An 11,418-nucleotide genomic window follows, 5' to 3' on the forward strand; every position below is an offset into this window, starting at 1 on the left:
GGCAAACGAGTCTCAAGAACAGCCGGCAGACTCATGGAAGGAGCCCGAGTTTCCGGCTGGAAACAAGCCATCAACCAGATGGCCGTGGCCTTTCCCGACTGCTTCGACAAATACCTATAAGCCTAGCCACACACAAACAACTTGACACGCTCGCGACTCCTACGACAATGCTCTGGCTGAAAACGTTAACGGCCCCTCACAAGAGGCGAACTCATTTATACCCGCAGGTGGGATGATGTTGTCGAAGTAGAAATCGCCACGTTTGAGTGGGTGTCATAGTGGAACGAGACAAGGCTCCACCAAAGCCTGGGATACCGAACCCCAGCCGAGGTGGAAACCGAATTGTGAAAGAAGAACTTGCCACAGGCAATAATGGAAAACAAGGCACATGCCTAGGAACAAAACCCGGGGCACCTCAAACCGGCCCCCAGAAAAACTGAGATGCCGGTGCGTCAACGATGTCGCGACTGAACTGTCAAGCATGTCGCGACTCATGACATCGACGAATTCCGCGATTACTACAACACCACACGCCCACACCGCGCACTAGGACGACACACCCCACACCACAGCTACACCACCGGCACAAAAGCCAGCCCCAACGACAATCCCACACAAGAATGGCGCACCAGAAAAGACATCGTCTGGGACAACGGCAAAGTCACCGTCCGCTACGCCGGCAAACTCTTCCACCTAGGCATCGGGCGCGCATTCAAGAAACAAAAAATCCTCATGGTCATCGCCGACAACCACATCACCACATCACTAGCTGCGACCGGAGAAATCATCACCGAGCACTACATCGACACAGCCCGCGACTACCAAAAGCCCTACTGGAAAAAAGGCGACCCACCCCTAGACCCAAAACACGAAAAACCGGCACCCCAGAACAAAAACGACTAAGATGCCGGTTTGTCAACGATGTCGCGACTGACCTGTCAAGCATGTCGCGACTCATGACACAGAGCCGACGACGGGAATCGAACCCGCGCCAGCAGCTTGGGAAGCTGCAGTTCTACCATTAAACTACGTCGGCACTGCGCTAAATGCGCTTTCCCTACTATACACCTTGGGCAGGCGATTGAGTAGAATCGGGTCCGTGCTTCTTTCAGATCGTGATATTCGTTCCGCCATTGATTCCGGAGAGCTGGGCATCGACCCCTTTGATAGTGAGCTTATCCAGCCTTCTTCCGTTGACGTGCGCTTGGATAAGTATTTCCGGGTATTCAATAACTCCCGCTATACGCACATTGACCCCAAGGCGGAGATGCCGGAGCTTACCACGTTGGTGGAAGTAGAAGAGGATCAATCCTTCATTCTCCACCCCGGCGAGTTTGTCCTTGGCACCACGCTGGAGAAATTCACCCTCCCGGCTGACTTGGCCGGACGGTTGGAAGGCAAGTCCTCGCTGGGGCGGCTGGGGCTATTGACCCACTCCACCGCGGGCTTTATCGATCCCGGCTTTTCCGGGCACATCACCCTGGAGCTTTCCAATACCGCGAACCTGCCCATTGCGCTGTGGCCGGGGATGAAGGTGGGCCAGTTGGCCATCTTTAAGATGACCTCGCCGGCGGAAAGCCCCTATGGCACGGGTGCCTTGGGATCGAAGTACCAAGGTCAGCGCGGCCCAACGCCATCAAAGTCTTACCTGAACTTCCGCAGGGATTAATCTGGTATTTACATAAAATCTCTAGGATGAGGTTTTATGCGGATGACTGTTATTGGCACCGGTTACCTGGGTGCCACCCACGCCGCCTGCATGGCGGAATTGGGGCATGAAGTTTTAGGCGTCGATGTAGACGAGGATAAAATCTCCGTCTTGCAATCGGGCAAGGTTCCCTTTTTTGAGCCGCGGCTACCGGAGGTGCTCGAGCGCAATATTGATGCTGGGCGCTTAGGGTTTAGCACGGATTATGACGAGGCTGCGCAATTCGCCAACGTGCACTTTCTCGGCGTGGGAACCCCGCAGCGTCGCGGTTCTTATGCGGCGGATATGACCTACGTTAAGGCCGTTATCACGGACTTGGTGCCCAAGCTGCGCGGGGGGCACGTCATCTTTGGCAAATCCACCGTTCCGGTAGGTACAGCGGCGGAACTACAAGAACTTGCGGATAGCTTGGCGCCAGAGGGTACCCGCGTGGAAATCGCGTGGAACCCGGAATTTTTGCGCGAGGGTTATGCGGTGCACGACACCATCACCCCGGACCGCATCGTGATTGGTACCCGTGAATCAGAATCTCGTGCGGAGGAGCTTGCCCGCGAGATCTACGCGCAGCCGCTAGCGCAGGATACGCCCTTCATTGTGACCGATCTGCAGACCGCAGAGCTGGTAAAAGTTTCCGCCAATGCTTTTTTGGCCACCAAGATTTCCTTTATCAATGCGGTCTCTGAGATTTGTGAGATCGCGGGGGCGGATGTGGTGGCGCTGGCGGATGCCATTGGCATAGACAAGCGCATCGGCCGCACGTTCCTCGGCGCGGGCCTGGGCTTTGGCGGTGGTTGCCTGCCTAAGGATATTCGCGCCTTTATGGCGCGCGCCGGTGAGCTCGGCGCCGATCAGGCCCTGACCTTTTTGCGAGAGGTGGACGCGATTAATATGCGGCGGCGCGACCGCATGGTGGACCTGTCTAAAGAAGCCTTCAATGGCTCGCTTTTGGGCCACCGCGTTACCGTGCTGGGCTGTGCTTTTAAGCCCAATTCGGATGATGTACGCGATTCGCCGGCGCTCTCGGTTGCTGGGTCCTTGTCCTTGGCGGGTGCTGCGGTGACCGTCTATGACCCTGAGGGTATGGACAACGCCAAGAAGGTTTTTCCCACCTTGGACTATGCCGCCGATACGGAATCCGCCTTGCGGGAGGCGGAGTTGGTCATCCTGGCCACCGAATGGCAGCAGTTTAAGGAGCTGGACCCGAACGAGGCTGGCGAGCTCGTGGATAATAGGCACATTATCGATGGCCGCAATGTGCTCGACGTTGCGGCTTGGTCCAACGCCGGCTGGAAGATACAGGCGCTGGGCCGCACGCTCTAACGGCGGCGTGACGGGACGGTAAACGCGGCAATCAGCGTGGTAATCGGTACTGCTAGGGTCAGTGCCATGGCGCCGACGCCGGAGCGCAGGAGCTCGGTGGCGACGAGATCGCTGCTGAGGATTTGCCCTGCGGGGCGTTCGGCGGCGGTGATGAGCAGGAGTAGGGGCAAGGCGGCGCCGGTATAGGTCAAAATGAGGGTATAGACCATCGAGGCGATGTGGTCGCGGCCGACCCGCATGGCGGATAGGAAAAGCTCGAGCGGTGATGCCGCGGGATCGGATTCGTGCAGCTCGGTGATGGTGGAGGCTTGGGCAATGGCGACATCGGCAAGGCTGCCCAATGCGCCGACGACGAAACCGCACAGCAGCACGCCCAGGATGGACACATTGGGCATATACAGCAGCAGCTTGAGGTTATCTTCGGAGCTATAGCCTTGCAGCTGCGAACTATCGATGGCCGCCCACGCTAGGAACGCGGCGATGGCAAGCGCGGTCAGGGAACCGCCCACCGCGGAGGCGGATTTCCAATTCACGCCGTGGACCAGGGGCACGGCAAGGAGAATGATGGCGGTACAGGCGGCGAGTGCCACCCAGAGGGGATTGGTGCCCGCGATGAGCGCTGGGATCAGGAAGCTAAAGACGATGCCAAGGCTTAGCCCCAAGCCGATGATTGCCCGCACCCCATGCCACGCCGCGAACGCGATGATGACAATAGCGATGACCACTCCCCACAGTAGGAGGCTATTGCTGCGCTGATAATCGGCAAAGGCATACGAGACGGATCCGGTGGGATCGGTGGCCTTGGACAGCACGATATTATCGCCCGGCTGCAATTCTGGGTCGCCCGCGTTGCCATAGGTGACCAATTGGGTCATCTTTCCCTCGTCCTCGCCGGAGGTGATCTTCACCAGCGCCCGGTCGCAGTCCACCTCTTCCTTTTCCGGAATCAGCGGCGGGGTATCGAAGGCCAGGCCGGTCTGCTCCGATTGGCACGCGGAATGGTCGGTCTTTTCCACTGTTGCCTCAACCTGCGGGTGGTTCAGCGCGTAGGTGGACTCGAACTCCTCCGAGGTATGTTTCGAGGCAGCACTAGAGGGCCACAGCAGGATGAGGCTTACTAGCATGGCGATAAGGGCCGCGCCGATGGCGGTTACTAGGCCAACGCGCCACGGGTGGCCATCCACCGACTGCGCCAGCTGACGTGGATTTAAGCGTTCTAACGTTGATTGGTCCTGCACGTGCCCGCTGGACCCAGATCGACGCTGCGCTTGCCGATGCCGCGAAGCCGAGCCCGATGCGGAATTAGAAACCGAGGAATGCCGTCCCATACGGTGTATTGTGAACGATTATTACTGCAATTACCAATCGCCTGCTGGGGTGCTATTGGCGGTAGCTCACCAAGAAATTGCCCAAGCGCTCGATGGCGTTTTCCAGCTGGGAAGCCCAGGGCAGCGTGACCACGCGGAAGTGATCCGGGTGTGGCCAGTTGAAGCCGGTGCCTTGGACCATGAGGATCTTTTCCGCCTTGAGGATGTCCAGCATGAGCTTGGAATCATCGTGAATCTCATAGACATTGGGATCCAAGCGCGGGAAGAGATACAGCGCGCCCTTGGGCTTTACCGCGGAAACGCCCGGAATCTCATTGAGCTTGTCATAAGCGATATTGCGCTGGCGCAGCAATCGTCCCCCAGCCCCGGTGAGCTCGTAGATAGATTGGCGCCCGCCCAACGCCACCTGGATGGCGTGTTGCGCAGGAACATTCGGGCACAGGCGGGTACCTGCCAGCAACTCGAGCCCCTCGATGAGCCCGTGCGCATGGTGCTTCGGGCCCGTAATGACCATCCAGCCCGCGCGGTAACCACAGACGCGGTAGGCCTTGGACAGGCCATTAAAGGTAAAGGTCAAGAGATCGGGGGCCAGCGAGGCGATGGAGATATGCTTCGCATCGTCATAGAGGATGCGGTCATAAATCTCATCGGCCAAGATGAGCAGGTTGTGCTCCCTGGCGATGTCCACGATTTGCTGCAGGACCTCGCGCGAATACACCGCACCGGTTGGGTTATTCGGGTTGATAACCACGATGGCCTTGGTCTTTTCGGTGACCTTGGACCGAATATCCTCGATGGATGGATTCCACTCGTCTTCCTCATCGCACAGGTAGTGCACTGGGGTGCCGCCGGCCAGCGAGGTTGCTGCGGTCCACAGCGGGTAATCGGGGGCTGGGATAAGGATCTCATCGCCGTTATTGAGCAGCGCCTGGGTGGTCATGGTGATAAGTTCTGATACACCATTGCCCAAGAAGACATCGTTGATATCAAAATGCGGGAAGTCCTCGAGCTCATAGCGCGTGACGATGGACCGGCGGGCCGAGCTAATGCCTTTGGATGTGGAATAGCCCTGGGAGGTGGGCAAGGCGCTGATCATATCGCGCATGATGACATCGGGTGCATCGAAACCAAATACGGCAGGGTTGCCGGTATTGAGCTTTAAGATGGTGTGGCCATCTAGCTCCATTCTCTCCGCTTCTGCTGAGACCTCACCGCGAATATCGTAAGCGATGCCCTTTAATTTTTCGGACTGGTCAAAGATGCGGGGTGTGGGAGAAGTCATGGCAATATTGTGCCATCTTTCACAGCGTTAAGAAATATTGTAGCGCACCTCAGCGCTATTTTTTATTCCACTTACTGATTTGCTTCTTCGCCATTTCCATAGCCTGACCAGTAATTTCACTGGCTTGCTGGCGGCGCTCGGCCCACATTTTCTTCTCTAATTCTTTTTGGTGCGCCCGCTCGTGTGCCGTCAGCGCACGGATTTCGCGCTGTTGTTGGCGCTCAATTTGCCGCACCGACGGGGCATGCCACGATTGCGGGCCTATCTTGGCCACGTACAACAGGATCCACACGATGGGAATGAGCGCTGCTGCGGCGGCGCCGCCCGCCAGCAACCAGGGGCTATTCATGGTGGCGCTGAGCATGACAAGAGTAGGCGATGCCGCGAGCAAAACGATCGAGCTGGTCAGGGCGGTAGCGATACGAGGCTTCTTCGCGGCATTAGCGGCGCGGTCCACATCGCCTTGGGAGTAGATCTTTACCTCTTGCGATCCGGTCGCAGGAATATCGCTGAAAATTGGTGCTAGGTCCTTGTGGGTAACGGCCTGCATGACGCTATCGGAGCGCTCCTCAAACTCGGTCATCGATAAGCGGCCTTCGCCCACTGCGCGGGCTAGATCCGTCAGGGCATCGTTGCGCTCTGAATCAGATAGACGCAGTGTCCGGTCATAGGGGGAGGGTCCGTAGCTATTAGTCACAGTCACCATAATAGACAAGCTGATTCAAAAAGAATATGCCCTGCCGCGGTGGCAGGGCATAGCTTCTAGTGCGGAGTAAAAGATTAGAGTTCTTGGGACTCTTCTTCCTTGTCGTCCTCGTTAGAATCCGATTTCTTCTTTGGGTCGGATTCATCAACCGTCTTGGAGTCTTTCCTTCCCACCAAGTTGGCCAGAAACGGGAAGATGGCAACGGTCAGCGCGCCACCGGCAACGAAGATCGAGGCGGTTTCTTGCTTCATCAATTCGGAATTAACCGCCAGCGACGTCACAGCAACGATGATCGGCAGGCCGGTAGCCGTGTACAAACTGACCTGCAGGCGCTCGCGCACCGTCTCGATTTCAGAGCCGGTGTGGCCCACATTTTCCCGCAGGAATACCGGCAGGCCGCGGGTGACGAGAATAAGCGCCGGGATGCCCAGTACCTTCCCCGGGTTATTAGCGATGGTATCCCAGTTAATCGTCATGCCAGAGACCACGAAGAAGACCGGGATGAGCATGGAGTGGAAGACCACATCGAGGCGGTGTTCTAGCCGGCGATGGAATTCATCCGGAATGATGCGGTTCAAGATGATGCCGGCGGCGAAGGCACCCAGCACGATGTCTAGCTCAAAGACCGCCGTGACGGCCATGAGGGTGGCAAGGATCAGGATGATAAGGCGCAAAATGGTTTGGTTGGTAGACCCCGCGCCGGAGATAAACGCCGCTTTAACCCACGGAATCGTCGTTGCAATGGCCGCCGGCATGATGGCAACAGCCACGGCGATGCCGATGAACGCGAGCATAATCAGCAGCGTGGTCCACGTGGAGCGCGTGCTCAGCAGCAGCGCCATTGCGGTAATGGGGGCGACCTCACCGATAGCGCCGTGAATCATCACCGATTTGCCAACTTTGGTATCGAGCACGCGGTCCTGTTTCAACATGGGCTGGAGCGTTCCCAATGCCGTGGATGTGAGCGCGAGCGCCACCACGATGGCGCCCGGGACGTTATTGACCAAGAAGTACGCACCGACGCCACAAGCCACGAGGCAGATAAGCCAAGTGGACAGCGCAGTTCCGGCTTCTTTGGTCTTGAGCGTAGAAATCTCGATTTCAAAACCGGCGAGCAAGAAGAGCGCACCAACACCCAGTTCTTTGAGCATGCTGATGCCGGCGTCCTCATGCGCGACATCGAGCAGCGACGGGCCAATGATCATGCCAAAAATGATCAAAAGGGCAACGGCCGGCAGCCGGTTGCCCAACATGAACGACACCAACGGCGCCAACAGCGCCGCAAGCATGATCCAGGCAAAGGAAACGAGGCTAGTTGTGTTTTCCGTTGCACCCGCTGCGAGAACAAAAGTATCCGCAGCCCATCCCACATCTAAATGCATGGATCACAGCGTACGCACTCGCCCCTGCACATGCCTACTCGGTATTCGTGTGCTTCGGAGGTTTCGGAGGTTTCGGTGGTTCCGGTGGTTCCGGTGGTTCAGGTGGTTCAGGTGACTTTGGTGGCTTGGGGGCCTCTGCGCTTGCCGATGACGCCGGTGGTGCCGGAGGCGCAGGCGGTGTAGGCGGGGCTGGCGGTGCAGGCGGTGTCGGCGGAGGAGACGGCGTGGACGATGCCGGTGGGGCAGGTGGAGCTGGTGGTGCTGGCGGAGCAGGAGGCGCGGGTGGCGCCGGTGGCGCCGCTGCTTCGGGTTTCTTATCAGCTTGCGGAGCCTTTGGCGGCTGTGGAGCTGCAGGTGGTTGCGGCGCAGTCGGTGACTGCGGGGCACTAGGCGGTTGGGGTGCTGCTGGTGCCTTCGCATTTGAAGCGGCCGGCGGAGTCGGGGCACTTGGCGCTGCCGGAGCCTTCGGAGCTGCCGGGGCGCTAGGTACCGAAGAAGAACCCGGAGCGGCAGGAGCAGCAGGGGCCTTGGGAGCCTTCGGCGGCATGGGAGCACCCGGTGAGGTTGGCGCGCTGGGCACGGAAGGGGCACTCGGTGCAGAAGGCGGAGTAGGCGCCGACGGGGCATTAGTGGATTTCGGGGCACGCGGTGCACCTGTTGCGTTGGGTGCCGAAGGAGCCTTGGGGGCCGCCGGGGTAGAAGGAGCCTTTGGCGCGGATGGGGCCGCAGCATTGGGGGACGCCGGTGCCGAAGGTGCGGAGGGCGCAGCTGATGGCGTGGCAGCGGTGGGGGTATTGGTGGAGGATGGGGCATCGCCAGGCGCGGGAGCCTTGGGGGATTCAGCGGTGGCGGTAACTGAAGCCGCACGGTGGCGCACTGGGGTGCCCAAGAAGGCCTTGGGACGAGGCTCCGGAAGGGTGCCCTTGTCATCCAGGGAAATGGAATTGCGCAGCATGGTGGCCACGTCGTTGACCTGGGTGGTGGGGGTGGACTCGGCGGCCAAAGACTTCACACCGCCGGTCATCATGACATTGCAGAACGGGCAGCCGGTGGCGATTTCCTCGGCGCCGGTCTCTAGCGCTTGCTCCGTGCGGAACTCGTTGATGCGCGAGCCCAGTTTTTCTTCCATGAACATGCGTGCGCCGCCGGCGCCGCAGCAGAAGGCCTCATCGCGGGACCTGTCCATCTCGCGTAGCTCCACGCCCGTGGCTTCAAGAAGCTCGCGCGGGGGATCGAAGACCTTATTATGCCGGCCCAAAAAGCACGGATCGTGGTAGGTGATGGGCTTGCGGTTTTCCGGGGTGCGCGGAACCGGCTGCAGCAGCTTTTCGCGCACGAGGCGGTTAAGCAACTGCGTGTGGTGGAAGACATCGAAATGCCCGTCGAAGTCCGGATACTCATTGCGGATGGTATTAAAGCAGTGTGGGCAGGTCGTGATAATTTTCCGCTGACCTTCCGGCACGCCCGCAAAAGCATTATTGAGGGTGTCGACGTTTTGCTGCGCCATCATCTGGAACAAGAACTCGTTGCCAGCGCGGCGGGCAGGGTCGCCGGTACAGGTCTCGCCGGTAGAAAGCACACCGAATTTCACGCCGGCGGTGTGGAGAAGATCCACGACGGCGCGGGTGGTGCGGCGGCCATTGTCATCATAGGCACCGGCGCAGCCTACCCAGAGAAGGTATTCCATATCGGAGAAGTCCGCGGCATCCTCGCCAATGATGGGTACCTCGATGCCATCGGCACGCGCCTCATTAATCCAGGCGCGGCGCTCGGAATTATTGCGGCCCCAGGGGTTGCCCTTGGTCTCCATGTTCTTAAATAGGCCGGTAAGCTCCGATGGGAAATCGGATTCTGCCAAGACCTTGAAGCGGCGCAGGTCTGCAATATGGTCAATGTGCTCGATATCGGTGGGACACTGATCCACGCAGGCACCGCAGTTGGTGCAGGACCATAAAACATCATCATCGATGACGCCGGCCATCGAGAGCACATCGAGTCCCTCGTGTGGGTTGTAATTATTCAGCGCGCCCTGGCGCAGGTCCATCATGACCTTTTTGGGGCTAAGCGGCTTATCGGTATTCCAGGCTGGGCACAGCTCCTGGCAGCGGCCGCACTCGGTGCAGGCGGTCGAATCCAGCAGCATCTTCCAGCTGCCAGGGGTGATGTCTTCTTCCAGGTCCGGGGTGGGCAGGGATTTGAGAGCCTTGTCCCCAGAGGTATTGCGCTGGAAAAAGATATTGAAAAATGCCATGAAGCGGTGCCACATGACACCCCACTGGAAATTGCGGGCGATAAAGAAGATGAAAAGGAGCCCGGAAAGCAGCTTGACCAAGGCAAAGAAGCTGACCAGCCCCGGGGACTCAGGCAGTGCTTTGGCCAGGTGCAAGGTGAAGAAATCCGCGACTGTGGAACCGTTACCGAAGGCCGCGATCTTGGAGGCTTTGACCAAGAGCATGCTTAGGCCCTCGATGAAAACGATGGCCTCCACCCAGCGGGCCGCTGCCGTTTGGGAGTTGAAAAAGCGGCTGCCGCGCTCGGTATCGCCTAGTTTCAGGCGCACGCCGATGAGGAAGCAGATACCCAGCACCGTGCCGATGCCAAGTACTTCTTCCACAAAGTGATACACCGGCCAAGTGCTTAAGCCGGGCCACCCTTTATCCGGGGCGAAGGTTTGAATATAGGCCTCAAACCACACCAGGATGCCGAATAAGAAGCCCACCATGACCGCCCAGTGGGCGGCATTGACCAATGGTTTTCCCTTGAAGTGGGTGTGGCCGAAGACCTCTGCCAGCACGCGCCCGAGGCGTTTTACGGGGCTATTGGTGCGCTCTAGTTGGGTTGGCCCGCCCGAGCGGATGAACTTAATGAGCGCGCCTATGCGGGCGAAAAAGTATAGCCACACCGGAATCGATGTGGCTATAGCAATCCAACCGGACACGGTTGTCATTCGTGCTCCTTCACTACTGATGCTCCACGTTGTTATCTACCTTAAGGCCTCAAGGTGCAATCGTGGGAGTCAGTATTCAGTAACTATGAGTGAAGGGGTAAAGGCCTTAGTAGTGGAAGCCGCCTTCAGCTTCCGCCTTCTCAAAGGCGCGGGTAGCAATAGGAACCATGCGTGCTTTACGCGGAAGGACGGAGAAGACGCCACGGACGGCGCGGGAGAAGATCTTGAGCTTGCGCTCATCCTTCTTGGTCCACTCCCAGCCAAGCTTGTTGCGCAGCTTGTCCGGAATCATGCCGATAGCAACCCACAACAGCAGGCGGGATGCGTAAGGTGCAATGGGCTTCCACAGCCAGTTGGGCACCTTAGGATCTGGGGTGTCGAGGGTGAGGCCGTTGATGATGCGGGAGCGCTCGATGGTTTCGCTGATATCAAGGGTATCGATCATGTTGTCCACGTACTCTTCAAACTCAGCGTACGTCTTTGGCGCATCGTCGGGCTCTGCAACCTCGTAGAAGGTGTACCAGGTACGGGTCTCCTGGAAGAGCTGCTCGCGCTCCTCTGGGGTCAAAGGATCCATGAAGTTGCCGGCCAGCTGGTACGGCATAGCAGCGAAGGTGGCGTGTGCCCAGTAGTAAACATCCGGGTTCAGCGGGTGGTAGCGGCTTCCATCTGAACTGCTCCCCATTAGTTGGACTGAGAAATCAGTTACCGACTAGTAGGGAGTAGTTTTCTTTGAGAGCACGAA

General features: G+C 58.5%; 8 protein-coding genes, 1 tRNA gene and 1 pseudogene. 3 read left to right on the top strand and 7 right to left on the bottom strand.

The features are described 5' to 3' along the window. Positions 1-498: 498 nt before the first annotated feature. Positions 499-903, top strand: a pseudogene (locus ABRP98_RS11120) (integrase core domain-containing protein); the annotation flags it as partial. 62 nt (positions 904-965) lie between these two features. Here the strand turns inward: ABRP98_RS11120 and ABRP98_RS11125 are convergent. After that, positions 966-1,036: transfer RNA gene (locus ABRP98_RS11125), tRNA-Gly, on the bottom strand. A 63-nt stretch (positions 1,037-1,099) separates the two neighbouring features. On the opposite strand from ABRP98_RS11125, the gene dcd reads away from it, so the two are divergent. Both dcd and ABRP98_RS11135 read left to right on the top strand, forming a co-directional pair. Then, the gene (gene dcd / locus ABRP98_RS11130; protein ID WP_349859274.1) at positions 1,100-1,669 is read left to right on the top strand and encodes a dCTP deaminase; all 570 of its coding nucleotides are present in this window, start codon (positions 1,100-1,102) and stop codon (positions 1,667-1,669) included. A gap of 36 nt (positions 1,670-1,705) precedes the next feature. After that, positions 1,706-3,028 carry a UDP-glucose dehydrogenase family protein gene (locus ABRP98_RS11135; RefSeq protein ID WP_349859275.1) on the top strand — a complete coding sequence of 441 codons (1,323 nt, stop codon included), beginning with the start codon at positions 1,706-1,708 and terminating at the stop codon, positions 3,026-3,028. On the opposite strand, the gene ABRP98_RS11140 is transcribed toward ABRP98_RS11135, so the two are convergent. The 6 genes from ABRP98_RS11140 to ABRP98_RS11165 form a co-directional block, all read right to left on the bottom strand. Further along, positions 3,025-4,152 (bottom strand): YibE/F family protein, encoded by a 1,128-nt coding sequence (locus tag ABRP98_RS11140; protein ID WP_349859286.1) that lies wholly within the window; start codon positions 4,150-4,152, stop codon positions 3,025-3,027. The genes ABRP98_RS11135 and ABRP98_RS11140 overlap by 4 nt on opposite strands. 256 nt (positions 4,153-4,408) lie before the next feature. Next, positions 4,409-5,638 carry a pyridoxal phosphate-dependent aminotransferase gene (locus tag ABRP98_RS11145; protein ID WP_349859277.1) on the bottom strand — a complete coding sequence of 410 codons (1,230 nt, stop codon included), beginning with the start codon at positions 5,636-5,638 and terminating at the stop codon, positions 4,409-4,411. A 55-nt stretch (positions 5,639-5,693) separates the two neighbouring features. After that, complete coding sequence (locus tag ABRP98_RS11150) at positions 5,694-6,344, bottom strand: DUF1707 SHOCT-like domain-containing protein (RefSeq protein WP_349859279.1); 651 nt, start codon at positions 6,342-6,344, stop codon at positions 5,694-5,696. Positions 6,345-6,418: 74 nt separating this feature from the next. Then, a complete protein-coding gene (locus ABRP98_RS11155) occupies positions 6,419-7,726 on the bottom strand; it encodes a cation:proton antiporter (protein WP_349859281.1) in 1,308 nt (435 codons plus the stop codon). A gap of 34 nt (positions 7,727-7,760) precedes the next feature. Further along, the gene (locus ABRP98_RS11160; protein ID WP_349859282.1) at positions 7,761-10,673 is read right to left on the bottom strand and encodes a (Fe-S)-binding protein; all 2,913 of its coding nucleotides are present in this window, start codon (positions 10,671-10,673) and stop codon (positions 7,761-7,763) included. A gap of 106 nt (positions 10,674-10,779) precedes the next feature. Continuing rightward, positions 10,780-11,358, bottom strand: a complete 579-nt coding sequence (locus ABRP98_RS11165; RefSeq protein WP_349859284.1) for an oxygenase MpaB family protein — start codon at positions 11,356-11,358, stop codon at positions 10,780-10,782. Positions 11,359-11,418: the final 60 nt, after the last annotated feature.

This window comes from Corynebacterium sp. KPL2838, assembly GCF_040225455.1.
GTDB classification, from domain to species: domain Bacteria; phylum Actinomycetota; class Actinomycetes; order Mycobacteriales; family Mycobacteriaceae; genus Corynebacterium; species Corynebacterium rhinophilum.

What these genes read in the sequence shown, in the direction of transcription:
- ABRP98_RS11135 (WP_349859275.1), top strand. Translation starts at nt 1,706, where the DNA reads ATGCGGATGACTGTTATTGGCACCGGTTACCTGGGTGCCACCCACGCC.
- ABRP98_RS11140 (WP_349859286.1), bottom strand. Translation starts at nt 4,152, where the DNA reads ATGCTAGTAAGCCTCATCCTGCTGTGGCCCTCTAGTGCTGCCTCGAAA.
- ABRP98_RS11145 (WP_349859277.1), bottom strand. Translation starts at nt 5,638, where the DNA reads ATGACTTCTCCCACACCCCGCATCTTTGACCAGTCCGAAAAATTAAAG.
- ABRP98_RS11150 (WP_349859279.1), bottom strand. Translation starts at nt 6,344, where the DNA reads ATGGTGACTGTGACTAATAGCTACGGACCCTCCCCCTATGACCGGACA.
- ABRP98_RS11155 (WP_349859281.1), bottom strand. Translation starts at nt 7,726, where the DNA reads ATGCATTTAGATGTGGGATGGGCTGCGGATACTTTTGTTCTCGCAGCG.
- ABRP98_RS11160 (WP_349859282.1), bottom strand. Translation starts at nt 10,673, where the DNA reads ATGACAACCGTGTCCGGTTGGATTGCTATAGCCACATCGATTCCGGTG.
- ABRP98_RS11165 (WP_349859284.1), bottom strand. Translation starts at nt 11,358, where the DNA reads ATGGGGAGCAGTTCAGATGGAAGCCGCTACCACCCGCTGAACCCGGAT.